This is a genomic window from Massilicoli timonensis, from assembly GCF_900199515.1.
GTDB lineage: Bacteria > Bacillota_I > Bacilli_A > Erysipelotrichales > Erysipelotrichaceae > Massilicoli > Massilicoli timonensis.
Genome location: NZ_LT963434.1, coordinates 154250 through 170239, shown reverse-complemented (window position 1 = coordinate 170239; position 15990 = coordinate 154250). Strand labels below are relative to the sequence as shown.

The window sequence follows — 15990 nt, the reverse complement described above, 5'->3', positions numbered from 1 at the left end:
TCCATACATATTTTTCAAGCTTTTTTCATATGTTTGAGTGAGGTGAATGAGATGAATGTCATTTTGAAGAATCCATTGCTCCGTTTCGCCGCACTGTTTGTGATAACAGTATTAGTGTCGGCATTAACGGCTTATTTATACCATAGATCGCTTTTATCTTTTTCGATCTATGCGGCGTTGATCCAGTTGTTTGCGCTGCCGCTCTTTCTTTTATTGGGACACTTGTTTGGGAGTGCTTTAGCAAAAAAAGAATTTATCGGCGCATTAGTAGTTGTTTTTTTATTTTTGGGACTTTCCTGGATGATAAAAGGATGGTCGATTTTCTACCTCTGGCAGTTGGTCAAAGGAGTCGTCTTCTGTATCGGCACATTGCTTGCCAAAGCAAAGAAAAAACCGCTAGATCGATCCATCTAGCGGATGTAGCATCATATCTAAGATACAGTGATCGGTCTCTCGCATACCGATGCGTCCCAGTACACCGATCGCATCAATGGTCTTTTCAATATCCTGCTGGATGATGCCGGTATCTGGCTCAAATACATGCCCGCACATGGCCAGATTCTGTGCGATCATACCACTGTACAGCGCACTGGCGATCTTAGCGGCGCAGGATGGCTTCGCCCCGTCGCACACCATGCCGGATATGCTGCCGAGCGTATTGATGATCGTGTGTTCGATCTGTTTCATCGTACCGTTTTGCAAATAGGTGATCGCGCTCATTGCCCCGCACGCCGCACAGACGACACCGCAGTAAGCGGATAAACGACCGATACCGGCCTTTAAGCGAACCGTAACCAAATTGGAAAAGGCCAGCGCCTGCAATAAACGTTCATGAGAAAGATTGTTTTCCTGTGCATATACGATAACGGGAACGCTGGCGGTAATGCCCTGATTGCCGCTTCCCGAATTGGCGACCACGGCCATCGTACAGCCGCTCATGCGGGCATCGCTGCCGGCCGCCGCATAAGCGATCGCCTTATGAAAATTATCACTTGCTTTGGCAAGCAGGCTGGGACCTACCTGTGCGCCATAGCCTTTTTTGATCCCTTCTTCAGCGATTGCCAGATTATAATGGATCTGATCTTCTAAAAGCGGCTTGACCGCCGATAGATCCGCATGCGATGCAAATTCATAAATAGCACGGATATTCAAACAGCTGCGATCCGTTAAGCTCGCATTCAGATCGCTGTCATCACAAGGACGATCCAATAAAATTTCCTGATTTTTTACGATACGGATCACATTGGTATGCGTCTGTTTGATCTGTACGCTCACATGATCCTGTTCATGATACAGATGGATCAAAATATCCAGGCCGGGGATATTTTCCATCAGTTCTACTTGGCAATAGCGTTTTTTTAATAAAGCATGCGCTGCTTCGATCTGCGCTTGGTTTATATCTTCCAGTACCGCCAAAGATTTGTCGGCATTGCCGCCGATGACCCCCAGCACCGCCGCCGCCTCGACCCCTTTCAATCCACCGGAATTGGGTACGATGACGCTTTTCACATTTTTGATGATATTGCCGCTGCAGCATACTTTGATCCGCTGCGGCTGCACTCCGAGCACATCACGTGCAATCGCCGCTCCATAGGCGATGGCGATCGGCTCCGTACAGCCAAGTGCAACCACCAGTTCTTCTTTTAAGATCTGCTGATACTGTTTTTTGGTTTCATCCGAGATCCTCATGGCAGCTTTCCTCCAAACAAATCGTCCTGATAAGCAATGCCCAAATGCTGATATGCTTTAGCGGTAACGACACGTCCCCGCGGCGTACGATTGATAAAACCGATCTGAAGCAAATAAGGCTCATACACATCTTCTAAAGTCATCGCTTCTTCGCCAATGCTGCTGGCGATTGCCTCCATGCCGACCGGACCGCCCTTAAAGCGTTCGATGATGCCTCTTAAATATTTATGATCGACATCATCTAAGCCCATATGATCGACCTTTAAGCGATCAAGCGCCATCGTAGCGATTTCCTCAGAAACCACACCGTCATTCATCACCTGTGCAAAATCCCGCACCCGACGAAACAAACGATTGGCAATACGCGGCGTCCCTCTTGAACGGCGGGCAATCTCCATAACCGCACCTTCCGCGATCTCATTGCCCATCACTTTGGCAGTTCGGGATACGATCTTGCACAATTCATCTAAATGATAAAACTGCAACTGATTGACAATACCGAAACGATCACGCAGCGGCGCACTGAGATCCCCTGCCCGCGTCGTTGCCCCTACCAGTGTAAAAGGCGGCAGATCCAGACGGATCGAACGCACGGCCGCATCTTTGCCGACAACGATATCAATGCAGAAATCTTCCATTGCCGGATACAGTACCTCTTCTACCTGTTTTGGCAAACGATGGATCTCATCAATGAATAAAATATCGCCGGGTTCCAGCTGTGAAAGAATCGCCGCCAGATCACCGCTTTTTTCGATTGAGGGCCCACTTGCCGTTTTGATGTTGGTTCCCATCTCATGCGCTAAAATGTAAGATAAGGTCGTTTTTCCAAGACCTGGAGGACCATATAACAGCACATGATCCAGCGCCTCTTCCCGCTGTTTAGCGGCTTCGATAAATACCGCTAAATTTTCCTTCAGATCCTTTTGTCCAATATATTCCGCTAATGTCTGCGGACGCAAAGATGCATCGTCATCCCGCTGATCCGCATGTCCGTCAACCAATCGATTCATCTTTACACACCCTTTCGTTTCAGCATCAATGCCAGACCTGTTCTTACATATTCATCCACGCTTTTATTTTGATCCTTCGCCAGTTCTTTTTGGATCGCATTGATCTCGCCCGGCTTATAGCCAAGCGCCTTTAATGCCTCCAGCGCATCATTGAGATTTTGATTTCCCGCTTGCGGCGCTGTTTCACTTTCCGTTTCCACCAGCTTTCCTTTTAGATCTAAAACGATCTGCGAAGCGCTCTTCGCACCGATTCCCGGTAGTTTTTTCAAAAAGGCGGTATCCCCCGCTTCGATCGCGGCGATCAGTTGATGCAAAGAACATGCGCCTAAGATTGCCAGCGCACTTTTAGGACCGACCCCTTTTACGGAAAGCAAACGCAAAAATAAATCATGCTCCTCCATATCGGAAAAGCCAAACAGCACGATCGCATCTTCCCGTACATGCTGATAAGTATAAAGCGTTACTTCTTTTCCCATTCCGATCATCTGCGGATTCGGCGTATAAATGCGAAATCCAATGCCCTGATGATCGATTACCACGCTGTCCGCATGCATCGAGCAGACAACGCCTTTTATAAATGCTATCATGTCATCACCTAACTCATCTTCCTAACGACAATCATTATACCATACTTTCCTCTATCCCCCTAACAATAATCATGACTTTGCTGCATAAATTTTACGCAATATTTTACCTGTTCCTATTTCATCGCTCTAAAAAAACGAAGTCAAGAGGGCTGATCTATCAAGGACAGAGAAAATAATATCGCAGAAAGTGAGATGCAGCGAATCAAACAGCAACAGAATACGAGAAAATCACAGGTTATACGAACGTTTATGACGTGATGATGAAATCAAAGATGAGGTGTGATATGAAATTGCGATTACACCGGATAAGTGATATAATGACGATATTAAAAGACGATAAAAAAATTGAAACTCATGGAGGAAATGAAAATGAAATTGAAAAATCCTATGCTGGTGGTAACAGATATAGACAAATCAGTTGCGTTTTATAAAAAAGTATTCGGGCTTCATGTGATTATGGATTTTGGAGCAAATAAAACTTTAACGGGCGGTTTGGCTTTGCAGACAGTTGAAACATATAAAGACTTTATCGGAAAAAGCGACATTTCTTTCGGTGGCAATAACTTTGAAATTTACTTTGAAGAAGATCATTTCGATGAATTTGCGGATAAGCTGAAAGAATGTGATGTTGAATATGTCCACCCTATTGTTGAACATGCATGGGGACAGCGTGTTGTTCGTTTCTATGACCCAGATCAACACATTATCGAAGTTGGCGAGAACATGAAAATAGTATGCAAACGCTTCTTAAATAGTGGAATGACCCCGGAACAAGTAGCAGAACGCATGGGCGTACCTATGAAATTTGTCCATGCCTGTATGCGTTAAACCCAGTTGTTATTTTGAAACCGCCTTGTATCGTTGCGTAGTAGGCAATTGAAAAAAGCCTATTCTTGCAAGGCTTTTTTTCAGTGTTAAAATCGCTAAGACGGGATTTTATGCCTTTGCCCCCAAAATGGGTTTCTATTGCATAATAGAGCCATTGAAAACATACAACCACTACCCGCAAAACAGTTAAGAATACCGCCGCGCAAACGCAGTCAGACTAACGAAAAAAGCGACATGCGTGTTTATGAATGATCGCTCCATTTCGCTCAGACAAACAGCGCAAATGCTTCCTCTCTCCTTGATCGTCATTTCATAAAACCGTTTGCACTGCCGACACTGTAATGAAAGTAGAAGCATCTTCTCGATCCTTATCATATCCGACATATGCTTGACTTGGATATATCTCATCTTCGATTACGTGTTTCATCATAGTTGTTTCCTTCTGTTAGCTGATGTCTAATTCGATCGGACAGTGATCGCTGCCCATTACCTCCTTATGAATGATCGCATCCACCAAACGTTCCCGCAAACACTGCGATACCAAAAAATAGTCGATGCGCCAGCCGATGTCCTTCATTCTTGATTGAAAGCGATAGCTCCACCAAGTATAAGCGTTTTCTTTATCAGGATAAAAATAGCGATACGTATCAATGAAACCGCTGTTTTGTAAAATACGCATCTTTTCTCGCTCCGCATCGGAAAAACCGGGATTCAAGTGATTGCTTTTCGGATTTTTCAGGTCGATCTCTTCCTTGGCAACATTCATATCGCCGCAGATGATGACCGGTTTTTTCTGTTCTAATTTTTTGACGTATGCCAAAAAGCATTCTTCCCATGACAAGCGATAAGGTAAGCGCACCAGTTTTTCCTGACTGTTTGGTACATAGACATTCACAGAATAAAAATCCTTAAATTCTAAAGTAAGCGCACGTCCTTCCTCATCAAAGCGCTCATCGCCGATTCCTTTCTGTACGGAAAGGGGAGCTTCTTTCGTATAGGTGATTACCCCGGAATAGCCTTTGCGCAAAGCGCTGTGCAAATACATATGATAGCCAGGCATGTCGATATCAGCCTGTCCTTCCTGCATCTTGCTTTCCTGAATGCAGAATAAATCCGCATCGATTTCTTGAAAAAAATCGTCAAAGCCTTTCTTTTTACAGGCACGAATGCCGTTTACGTTCCATGATATGAGTTTCATTGTTCTTTCATGCTCCTTTTCGTCATTTCTATTGTAACATAAGGCGCTCATAGAAAGAAATGCTTTACCTAACAAAAAAAGCTTTGACCATAAAAGATCAAAGCAGTTCATTTATTCCACAAAGGTAAATTCTACATTGCAAAGCGTTACGATATCGCCATCTTGGCAGCCGGCTTCTCGCAGCGCATCATCTACTTTCATCATCCGCAGTTTGCGGGCAAAGCGCATCGCATCTTCATCAGAATCGATCTTGCTTGTTTTGAAGGCGCGTTCAATTCCTTCTCCATCCAACAGCCATCTGCCGTTTCCTAAATTATGAACCGCAAATGCCGGCTTTTCCTCTTCAAATTTATAAACGACACCTTCCATCGTTTCTTCTTCCTCATCGATCAGCGGGAACATCGGCGCATGTGCCAGCGCATCCGCAATGGCATAAAGCAACGGTTCCATTCCCTCAGCGATGATCGTCGTCGTTTCAAATACGCGAAGATCTGGGTAAGCCGCTTTGAATCGTTTCAAATTTTCCGCTGCGCCCTCTAAATCCATCTTATTGGCAACGACGATCTGTTCACGTTCCATCAATCGATAAGCATATGCGCTCAGCTCTTCATTGATCACACGGTAATCTTCTAACGGATCGCGTCCATCATGCGCGCCCATGTCGATGACATGCACAATGACCCGACATCGCTCGATATGACGCAGGAACGCATGTCCTAAGCCTTTTCCCGCCGCAGCACCGGCAATGAGCCCCGGCAGATCGGCCATCACGAAGCTGCGCCCATCTGGAACCTGTACCATTCCTAAATTCGGAACGATGGTCGTAAAATGATAGGCCGCAATTTCCGGTTTTGCTTTTGATACCACTGACAACAAGGTGGATTTTCCTACCGATGGGAAGCCGACCAAACCGACATCCGCAAGCAGCTTCAATTCCACCTGCACATCGCGTTCCTCACCCGGTTCGCCTAGCTCGCTATAACGCGGTGCGGTGTTTTTTGACGTCCTGAAACGGAAATTGCCACGGCCGCCTTTGCCTGCGTTCGCAATGATCGCCTGCTGATGATTGTGCGTAAGATCGGCTATGATCTGATTGGTGCTCGCATCTTTTACGATCGTACCGAGCGGTACTTTCACGATCGTATCCGCCCCATCGGCACCGTGCATCTTCTTGATCTTGCCGTTCCCTCCGTTAGGCGCGTTCACATGTTTTTGATAACGCAGATCTAATAAAGTCGTCTTATTGCTGTCAGCTTCAAAGATGACGTTGCCGCCGCGTCCTCCATCTCCTCCGCTCGGTCCACCCAAAGGCACATACTTTTCCCGGCGAAAAGCAACCATGCCATCTCCGCCTTTTCCCGCTTTTACGTGCAGTTTTACTCGATCGATAAACACTTTCACACCTCCTTTTCTTTCTAAAAGAAAATCCCCTTACGGGGACTTTTTTGAAATATTATGCCTGAGGATAAACAGAAACCTGTTTTCTGTTTTTTCCTAAACGCTCATATTTCACGATGCCACTTGTCATTGCAAACAAAGTGTCATCGCCGCCTCTACCCACGTTTTTACCTGGGTGGATTTTCGTACCGCGCTGACGATAAATGATGGCGCCTGCATTCGCATGCTGACCGTCAGCCAATTTTGCCCCAAGGCGTTTTGATTCGGAATCACGGCCGTTCTTAGTGGAACCTACACCCTTTTTAGAAGCGAATAACTGGTTATCTAATACGAACTTAAACATTGATCTACACCTCTGCTTTCCTTACTTTTATATAGTTTTGATTGGTATATTCAACCGTCATCAGCTGAATTTCCAATGTTTGTAAAATGATCTGCAGTTTCGCGCTGCTTTGGATCACTTCAATGTGAACATATCCGCTCTCCATCTGTATCTGACAGGCAGAGGGACACAATTCTTCAATCGCATTCAGCACACCGACTGAAATAGCGCTGACTTCGGCACAGACCATATCGATCATCGCTGTACCGGAATCGGCATGACCGGCAATCAAAACGGAAACGATTTCCTCATGATCGCGATCAATTCGAACATCAATCATATTAAGCCTCGATTGATTCTACAACTAATTTCGTATAAGGCTGACGGTGTCCCTGTTTGCGACGGGTACTGCCCTGTTTGCTGTTGTAACGGAAGATCGTAATTTTCTTGCCTTTTCCCTGTTTTTCCACTTTTGCAGTTACTTTTACTCCCTTTACATAAGGTGTACCGACACGTGTCGTACGGTTTGAATAAGCAACGACTTTGTCAAATACGACCGTTTCTCCTTCAGCAGCGTTCAGTTTTTCAGTGAAGATCACACTTCCTTCTTCCACCTTGATCTGCTTTCCGCCAGTTTCGATAATTGCGTACATTTGCGCACCTCCTTTATGATTCTTTAGACTCGCCACAATAGGTGATGATTGCTCATGCTTATTGCCTATTAAGAGCGGTTGTAAGCCTTAAAGGACATACAACGTAGATATACTACCATAAAGCAAACGATTCGTCAATTCTTTTTTATCGTATCATCTACCCCTGTATGAATCGAAAATGATAATGTCTTAATGAAACGAAATTGAATTTGTCCCAAAAGTGATATATGATAAACCTTTCGTGAAAGAGAGGTTAATATGAGAGAGGTTGTATTAAGAATGAAAGAACAATATAAATATGAAATTATTAAAAAATTAGTTGATACCAACGGAAACAAGAAAAACGCTGCTTTGAAATTGCATTGCACGATCCGTACCGTGAATCGTTTGATTCTGTTATATCAGAATGAAGGAAAAGAAGGTTTTATCCATAAGAATAGAAACAGGAAACCTTCTACCACTATTCCTGAAGATACAAGACGTAAAGTGATCGATCTGTATCGTACTAAATATCATGATGCCAATTTTACTCATTTTTCTGAACTCCTTTTGAAGAATGAGAATATTTCTGTTAGTGATTCTACCATTAAGAAATGGTTATTTGATGAAGGGATCCTTTCTCCTAAAGCAAGAAAGAAAACGATCAAAAAAATGAAATCTATCTTGAGCGAGCATAAGAAACGATCAAATTCTAAAAAAGAACTGGTTAAGATCGAGGAAAAACTTGAACGCTTAGATAGATCTGATGCTCATCCTCGCCGTCCTCGTTGTGCTTACTTTGGTGAATTGATTCAGATGGATGCCTCTCCTCACCTTTGGTTTGGTGATACCATCTCCCATCTTCATTTAGCGATCGATGATGCCACCGGTATGATCGTGGGTGCTTATTTTGATCGTCAGGAAACATTAAATGCTTATTATCAAATTACCTACCAGATACTCACTGCTTATGGCATCCCCGCTAAGTTCTTCACAGATCGTCGTACTGTTTTTGAATACAAAAGAAAAAACGCATCTTCTGATGAAGAAGACACGTTTACACAGTTCTCTTATGCCTGTCATCAATTAGGGATCGAATTAGAATGTTCAAGCGTTCCGCAAGCAAAAGGGCGTGTAGAACGCTTGAACCAAACCCTGCAATCTCGTTTACCTATTGAACTTAGACTTGCAGGTATTTCCACCATAGAGGAAGCCAACGAGTTCTTAAACTCCTACATAAAAGAATTCAATGACATGTTCTCTCTACCCTTAAATAATACTAAAACAGTATTTGAAAAGCAACCGGAGAACACAAAAATCAATCAAATCTTAGCTGTATTGAGTACACGTAAAATAGACAACGGTCACTGTATACGCTATAAGAACAAGTATTACATACCTGTTACAAAAAATGGAATCAGGACATACTTGAAAAAAGGTACTACAGCCATGGTCATCGAATCCTTTGAAGGAAGTTTATATGTCAATATTCTTGATCAGCTTTTCGTTATGGTAGAAATTCCTGAACATGAAGAACTGTCTAAAACTTTTGATGTACAATATGAGAAACCTAAACAAAGAAAGTACTATATACCGCCTATGTCACATCCTTGGAAACATGCTTCTTATCTCAATTATGTGGCAAAACAAAAGCACCGAATGAATGGTGCTAATGTTTGACTTTTTTTGGGACATTTTCATTTTCGCTTGACATTCTTTTTTATCGTATCATCTACCCCTGAAGCTGTACTTTTACCATTGCTTTTTCATCCATGATGATGCCCGCATAGCAAGCCGTTTCAACATCGTGAATGCCATTCATATAAATGCTGTCAAAAAGCACGTTCCCTTTTTCATCCAGCAAGATCATACGCGCATTTCCATAGCAGGTCAGCTGCTCGAAAGAAGCCGTGATCCGATACCAGTGCACCTTGGCGTCTCGAAAACGATATTCTCCTTCCTCCAGCAATGGCAAGGCATCTGCACACCGGTAGTGATACATGCCATATTGCAGCTCTTTTTCATTGATCCATAAAAGATTGCCGATCTCAGCGGCATTGGTGCCGGGAAAACGCAGCGTATTGACCGCTTCCCGCTCGTTTTGTTCCCAAAGCGGATGTGTCAAGCATAGATATCCGCCATAGCCTTCTAAATGATGCGGGCGGATCAATAGCGGCTGATGGGCGAATTTTCTTTGGAAAAGCCACTCATCGTCCTGCAAATAAAGGTGTCCGTCCAGCTGCAGCCATTTTGTCTTTTTCGCTTCGCCTGGTATTAACTGCTCCGCATAAACAAAGCGGCGCTTTAACGCAGAATCTAATGGATGCGGCGTTACCAGTACCATATAAACATGCGCATCTGCCGCAGTGAGCCGTAACTGTGCATCGTGATGACGAAGCAAACTGCCGCTTTCTGAAACAAGTGCGCCCGATCGATCGGTGTGAAGCTTCTCCGCTCTTACCCAAGTACCGTTTTCATCTAGCTCCAGCACATAGTGATCCATTTCTTTGCGCAGCCGCAAGATCCCTTTGTTATAGGCATATACACCTTCCCATTTTCGCATATCGCATGGTTTTGGCAAGCTATTTGAAACAGGCCGTTTCACTAGCGGCATCGTCTCACTTAAATACGCCAACGCCAGCTCCTCATTTAATAAGGTCGGACTGCCTTTCTGCGTACAGAGGGTAACCGCACAGCTGAACTGCTCCTTCAACAAGAGAATGGAATGAGAAGAAAAGCCGAACGTGCCGCCGCTTTTTTCACATGCCGTTAAGCCATACTGGCAAAACAGCGGATTTTCGACATCATCCCAGCCAAACCCATAACGCGCGTCGCTGTAAGCGCTGATGCCACAGTGATCTGCCGCATGTTTGGTATTCATAAGCGCCAAAGTAGCAGGGTGAAGCAGATTCCCTTGCATGAGATGATCAAAAAAACGACAAATATCTTCCGCCGTGCTGTAAATGCCGCCGGAGCCGATGCCATTTACATATTCCTGCGGATAATCGAAATCAAAACCGCTGTCCGCATGCAAAAATTTGCCTTCTTGCAGAGAATGAAGCGGAAAATCGGTATGCTTCATCTCACAAGGCCGTAAAATTTCCTCTGTGATAAACTGTGCATAAGTTTGTCCGCTCACTGCTTCGATCAATGCCTCCGCCAAAGAAAAGCCATCGTTGCAATACGTACTGCACATCCCCGGTGTATCTTTTAAGCGCACTTGATTGGCATAAGCGATGCACTGCTGTAAATGCCTGCGATTCACGGCATTGCCATATTTCCCCTGGTAACAGTTTCCGGCCAAGCCGCAGCTGTGATCCAAAAGCATGGATACACATAGCTTTCCTGCTCGCTCATCGGGAATATGCAGCTCTTTGAGATACCGCGTAACCGGCGCATCCAGCTCCACCTTGCCCTGCTCAACCAGTTTCAAAACCGCAACCGTGGTCATGATCTTAGAAATCGAACCGACAGAAAAAAGCGTATCTGCCTTTGCTCCGGCATGATAGGTGTAAACACATCGATCATGGTGATGAATGCTGACTGCCATCGCTTTCACCTGATACGTTTCTTCAAATTTCTTACAGATCTGATCTAATTTCTCCATACAAACACCCGCTGTCATACGATTTTCCTTTCTTCCGTGCAACTATCATAAACCCTACACCTCCCTTTTTCACAAAACAATCATAACACTTTTTCTACCAAAAACCTATGTCCAAACACAAAAAGCGAATCAGATGATTCGCTATAAATCAAAATTCAGATTTTCCACATGCACATCCTGAGACGGCGTTTCCTGCGGCGCTGTTGCAAAGTGAATTTCCGCAATGCCGCGATAACGATAATCCTGTGCCTTTACGCTGCCTGAGAAGGTAGCGTCTTTATTCATCAAAGTGAAATCCGTCACTTCATAAGTTTCCATCTGTTCTTTGACAAAATGAATCTGTGCATGACTTGGCACGGCGATCGCCTCGCTCATAACAAATGGCTTGCTCTTCACCTTTTTACAGATGAGATTGCCCTTCGCCGGACGTCCGGTTACCGTAATATCGGAAAGCTTGATGCGTTTGCTTTGATATTGATCATTGATCACGATCACAAACACATCCTGCTCGGTAACCGCATTTGCATCGACAATGTGGTCTTCACTTAAATTCATCGCTTTGACCCCTTTTGCCTTCAAGGCGGTTAGCGGGATCAATGAGAGCGGATAACGCACCATATAGCCGTTTTGCGAAAGGATCATCACTTCCTCTTTTTCATATGCCACAAAAGCAGCCACCACTTCATCATCACCGCTTAAGCTCATGGCGGTAAAAGTTTTATTGCTGCGGGAAACCGCAAACTCTTTCAACAGTGACTTTTTGATCATGCCTTTGCGGCTGACCGTAATGACATAAGCATGTGAAGTAAAGTCTTTCAGCGCATAAGCACTGATGATTTTTTCCTGTGAGGACAGCTTCATGATCGAGCTGATATGACTGCCGACTTCTTTCCATTTCGTATCTTCGATCTCATACACCGGCGTATAGCCATAGGTTCCCTTATTTGTGAAAAACAGGATCTGATCAAAGGTATTCATTTCCCGATAGCCGATCAGCTGATCGCTTTCCTTCATGCCCGGCAATCCTTCGCTCGCGCCAAAGGAACGCATCGAAACCTTTTTCAGATAGCCGTCGCGGGTAATCGACACCATGACCTGTTCATTGGCGATCATCGCCATTTTATCAATGACGATCTCTTCGATTTCCTGTTCGATCTTCGTCAAACGCGGTACGCCGAATTGTTTTTTTACTTCCTTTAACTCATCGATCATAACTTTCTTTAAGATCTTCGGATTCTCAATGATGTCATGCAGTTCCTCGATCTCATTCAGCAATCTCGCATATTCTTCCTTTAGCAGGGTCACATCGGTATTAGACAGACGGTATAAGCGCATCGTAACGATTGCTTCCGCCTGCGCGTCGCTGAAATGAAAGCGATCGATGATCTTGTTTTTGGAATCGGCTTTGTCTTTGGCGCTGCGGATCAGTGCAATGATCTCATCTAATATAGAGATCGCCTTGATCAGTCCTTCCAGAATATGACAGCGCTGTTCTTTCTTCTTCAGTTCAAAAACCGAACGCTTATAGATCACTTCATGACGATGGTCGATAAACGCATCCAGCATTGCGGCTAAGCCGATCTGCATCGGTCGCTTATTGACGATCGCGATGATATTGTAATTGTAGGACACTTGTAAATCGGTATTTTTATAAAGGTATTGCAAAATGAAATTGGCATCGGCGTCTTTTTTGAGATCGACTACGATCCTAAGACCGTTACGATCTGATTCATCGCGGACATCGGTAATGCCGTCGATCTTTTTCAACAAACGGATCGCATCGATCTTTTTTACCATATTTGACTTAACTACTTCATATGGAATTTCTGTAATCAGCAGCTGCTGCGCCGTCTTGCTTTGGACGATCTCCACCTTAGAACGGATCATGATCTTGCCTTTTCCGCTTGCAAACGCATCCCTGATGCCCGCTAAGCCCTGCACGATGCCGCCGGTCGGGAAATCAGGACCTTGTATATATTCCATCAATTCATCCAACGAACAGTTTGGATACTGGATCCGATAGATCGCCGCATCGATCGCTTCACTTAAATTGTGGGGCGGAATATTCGTCGCATAACCGGAAGCGATACCGGTGATCCCATTTACCAAAAGATTCGGATAACGAGCTGGCAGCACCGTCGGTTCTACTTCCGTATCATCGAAATTCGGTGCCCATGCGATCGTTTCTTTGTCATAATCCTGCAGCATCATCTGTGCGATCGGCGCCAATCTGACTTCCGTATAACGCATCGCGGCTGCCGGATCATCATCGATCGAACCGTTGTTTCCCTGCATGTCGATCAAAGGGATCCTGCTTTTCCAATCCTGCGAAAGGCGCACCATCGCGTCATAGATGCTCCCATCCCCATGCGGATGGAAATTACCCATGATGATACCGACCGCCTTGGCGCTTTTTCGATATTTGTGCTCATGTGTATTGCCTTCGATCTGCATGGCATAAAGGATCCTGCGCTGCACCGGTTTGAGCCCATCACGCACATCCGGCAAAGCACGATCCTGGATGATATATTTAGAATAGCGGCCGAAACGATCGCCCATGATTTCTTCTAAAGGCGTCGTGATGATCTTGGAATGATCTGCAAATTCCGGTTTTTTTGCCATTATCGCTTCACCTCCACCGTAAAGGAATCTTCCATCGTAAAGGATACATTTTCTTCGATCCAGTTACGTCTGGCATCCGGCTTATCTCCCATCAGCGTATTGACGCGCATCTCCGCCATGATCGCATCGTCGATACTGACCTGAATCAGGGTGCGGGTCGATGGATCCATCGTCGTTTCCCACAACTGTGAGGCATTCATTTCACCCAGACCTTTATAACGCTGCAAGCTGTATCCTTTGTGCGTCGCTCGCATCGCCTCTAATTCCTCTTCTGTCCAGGCATAGGCGATATTTTTATTTTTTTCCAGCTTAAACAACGGCGGCAGGGCGATATACACCATGCCCTTTTCTAATAGTTCGCGCATATAGCGATAAAAGAAGGTCAAAAGCAGACACTGGATATGAGCGCCGTCGGTATCGGCATCGGTCATGATGATCACTTTTTGATAGTTGGCGTCCTCTGCCCGAAAACTGGCGCCGACCCCTGCTCCCAAAGCATGAATGATCGTATTGAGCTCTTCGTTTTTTTCAATCGAAGCGATGCTTGCCTTTTCCGTATTCAGCACTTTCCCACGCAGCGGCAGGATCGCCTGATAGCGGGAATCACGCCCCTGTTTGGCACTGCCCCCTGCCGAATCTCCTTCGACCAGATACAGTTCCTTCAAACGTGCGTCTTTCGACTGTGCTGCCGCCAATTTCCCGGACAGTACCTTTTCGCTTTTTCCTTTGTTTTTCCCTTTGCGGGCATCTTCCCTGGCTTTTCGCGCCGCTTCTCTGGCTGAGGAAGCACGCACCATTTTCTTTACCAGAGCGCTTGCCAGTTCCTTGTTTTCCTCTAAATAAAAACTCAACTGTTCACTGACGATCGATTCGACGGCAGATTTGGCTTCCGGCGTACCGAGTTTCCCCTTTGTCTGTCCTTCAAACTGCAACAGATTTTCCGGTATGCCCAAAGAAACGATCATCGTTAAGCCTTCCCGTACATCGCTTCCTTCAAAATTCTTGTCCTTTTCCTTTAACAGTGCATATTTTCGAGCATATTCATTAAAGATCTTCGTAAAAGCGCTTCTTGCACCGACTTCATGTGTACCGCCATCCTTGGTGCGCACCATATTGACAAAGGAAAACATGTTTTCCTGATAGTCGTCGCAATACTGGAAGCAGCACTCGACCTTGATCTCACCGACCGTTCCCTGAAAAGACACCGGTTTATGGAACACCTGCTTATCTTCATGCAAATATTCCATAAAGGCCTCTAAGCCGTTTTCATAATGATATTCCTCTACACGGACATCCTCTTTTTTACGGCAGTCGGTTACGATCAAGCGCAGTCCTTTCATTAAAAACGCATCTTCCCGTGCCCGTTCACAGATCGAGGTAAATGAATATTTTAAGGTCGAAAAGATGCGATCATCTGCCCGAAAACGCACTTTACTGCCGCGTTTATGCGTTTTGCCAAGCTTTTCCAGCTTGCCGACTTTCTTGCCGCCGTCCTCAAAACGCATAAAATATGCATTTGCCCCATCATAAACACTGACCTCTACCCAACGGGAAAGCGCATTGACGACGCTCGCACCGACACCGTGCAGACCGCCTGATGTCTTATATCCGCCTTCGCTGCTGAACTTGCCGCCCGCATGCAGCACCGTAAAGATCACTTCCAAGGTAGAAACACCGCTGGCATGCTTGCCAACCGGCATTCCCCGTCCTTCATCTTCCACACAGATCACACTGTCTTCTTCCAAGGTAATACGAATCGTATCGCCATATCCGTTCAGCGCCTCATCGATCGCATTATCCACGATTTCCCAAACGAGGTGATGCAGCCCTCTGCCATCCGTACTGCCGATATACATGCCCGGACGTTTTCTGACCGCCTCTAACCCATCTAATATCTGAATGCTGCTTGCATCATATGTCTGCTTTTCCATATTTCACGCTCTTTTCCTTCTTTTTTCAAAATCGCTTCGCTTTTTACAAACGCATGCACAATCTCAAGATATTTTATCAAAATTCAAACTGCTTCGCAAGAAAATTCCATACTTTCCATAAAGGTGAATGATTCGTATCCATGAGATAAAAACATAACCTTTTTCA

General features: G+C 45.0%; 14 protein-coding genes and 1 other annotated feature. Of the genes, 3 read left to right on the top strand and 11 right to left on the bottom strand.

The genetic code is table 11. The annotated features are described in order from the left end of the window. The first annotated feature begins 51 nt into the window (after positions 1 to 51). The gene (locus C1712_RS02810; protein ID WP_102266614.1) at positions 52 to 414 is read left to right on the top strand and encodes a hypothetical protein; all 363 of its coding nucleotides are present in this window, start codon (positions 52 to 54) and stop codon (positions 412 to 414) included. Here C1712_RS02810 and C1712_RS02805 read toward each other — a convergent pair. The 3 genes from C1712_RS02805 to ruvA are packed head-to-tail and all read right to left on the bottom strand — an operon-like array spanning position 397 to position 3286. After that, positions 397 to 1689, bottom strand: a complete 1293-nt coding sequence (locus tag C1712_RS02805; RefSeq protein ID WP_102266612.1) for an L-cysteine desulfidase family protein — start codon at positions 1687 to 1689, stop codon at positions 397 to 399. The genes C1712_RS02810 and C1712_RS02805 overlap by 18 nt on opposite strands. Next, positions 1686 to 2699: a Holliday junction branch migration DNA helicase RuvB gene (ruvB, locus tag C1712_RS02800; RefSeq protein WP_102266610.1), complete on the bottom strand. Its 1014-nt coding sequence runs from the start codon at positions 2697 to 2699 to the stop codon at positions 1686 to 1688. Before ruvB ends, C1712_RS02805 begins: the two co-directional genes overlap by 4 nt. A gap of 2 nt (positions 2700 to 2701) precedes the next feature. After that, the gene (gene ruvA / locus C1712_RS02795) at positions 2702 to 3286 is read right to left on the bottom strand and encodes a Holliday junction branch migration protein RuvA (protein WP_102266608.1); all 585 of its coding nucleotides are present in this window, start codon (positions 3284 to 3286) and stop codon (positions 2702 to 2704) included. 369 nt (positions 3287 to 3655) lie between these two features. Here ruvA and C1712_RS02790 point away from each other — a divergent pair, with 369 nt between their 5' ends. After that, a complete protein-coding gene (locus tag C1712_RS02790; RefSeq protein WP_102266606.1) occupies positions 3656 to 4114 on the top strand; it encodes a VOC family protein in 459 nt (152 codons plus the stop codon). Between the two features lie 445 nt (positions 4115 to 4559). On the opposite strand, the gene C1712_RS02785 is transcribed toward C1712_RS02790, so the two are convergent. The 5 genes from C1712_RS02785 to rplU all read right to left on the bottom strand — a co-directional run bounded on the left by C1712_RS02785 (position 4560) and on the right by rplU (position 7685). Beyond that, positions 4560 to 5312, bottom strand: coding sequence for an exodeoxyribonuclease III (locus tag C1712_RS02785; RefSeq protein WP_102269715.1), 753 nt, complete (start codon positions 5310 to 5312; stop codon positions 4560 to 4562). A gap of 111 nt (positions 5313 to 5423) precedes the next feature. After that, on the bottom strand, positions 5424 to 6707 hold the full coding sequence (obgE, locus tag C1712_RS02780; RefSeq protein ID WP_102266604.1) for a GTPase ObgE: 1284 nt from the start codon (positions 6705 to 6707) through the stop codon (positions 5424 to 5426). 58 nt (positions 6708 to 6765) lie between these two features. Next, a complete protein-coding gene (gene rpmA, locus C1712_RS02775) occupies positions 6766 to 7053 on the bottom strand; it encodes a 50S ribosomal protein L27 (RefSeq protein ID WP_102266602.1) in 288 nt (95 codons plus the stop codon). 4 nt (positions 7054 to 7057) lie between these two features. Then, positions 7058 to 7372, bottom strand: a complete 315-nt coding sequence (locus tag C1712_RS02770) for a ribosomal-processing cysteine protease Prp (RefSeq protein ID WP_102266601.1) — start codon at positions 7370 to 7372, stop codon at positions 7058 to 7060. A 1-nt stretch (position 7373) separates the two neighbouring features. Continuing rightward, entirely contained in the window at positions 7374 to 7685 is a 312-nt protein-coding gene (rplU, locus tag C1712_RS02765; RefSeq protein WP_102266599.1) for a 50S ribosomal protein L21, read from the bottom strand. Positions 7686 to 7700: 15 nt separating this feature from the next. Further along, positions 7701 to 7775 (bottom strand) — a sequence feature (ribosomal protein L21 leader region). A 189-nt stretch (positions 7776 to 7964) separates the two neighbouring features. Between rplU and C1712_RS02760 the strand changes: the two genes are divergently transcribed. Continuing rightward, entirely contained in the window at positions 7965 to 9344 is a 1380-nt protein-coding gene (locus C1712_RS02760) for an ISNCY family transposase (protein ID WP_102269713.1), read from the top strand. A 52-nt stretch (positions 9345 to 9396) separates the two neighbouring features. Here C1712_RS02760 and C1712_RS02755 read toward each other — a convergent pair whose 3' ends face one another. From C1712_RS02755 to parE, 3 genes are all read right to left on the bottom strand, one after another. Then, positions 9397 to 11271: a serine hydrolase domain-containing protein gene (locus C1712_RS02755; protein WP_180963048.1), complete on the bottom strand. Its 1875-nt coding sequence runs from the start codon at positions 11269 to 11271 to the stop codon at positions 9397 to 9399. Positions 11272 to 11412: 141 nt separating this feature from the next. After that, positions 11413 to 13893: a DNA topoisomerase IV subunit A gene (parC, locus tag C1712_RS02750; RefSeq protein WP_102266595.1), complete on the bottom strand. Its 2481-nt coding sequence runs from the start codon at positions 13891 to 13893 to the stop codon at positions 11413 to 11415. Further along, positions 13893 to 15824 carry a DNA topoisomerase IV subunit B gene (parE, locus tag C1712_RS02745; RefSeq protein WP_102266593.1) on the bottom strand — a complete coding sequence of 644 codons (1932 nt, stop codon included), beginning with the start codon at positions 15822 to 15824 and terminating at the stop codon, positions 13893 to 13895. Before parE ends, parC begins: the two co-directional genes overlap by 1 nt. Positions 15825 to 15990: the final 166 nt, after the last annotated feature.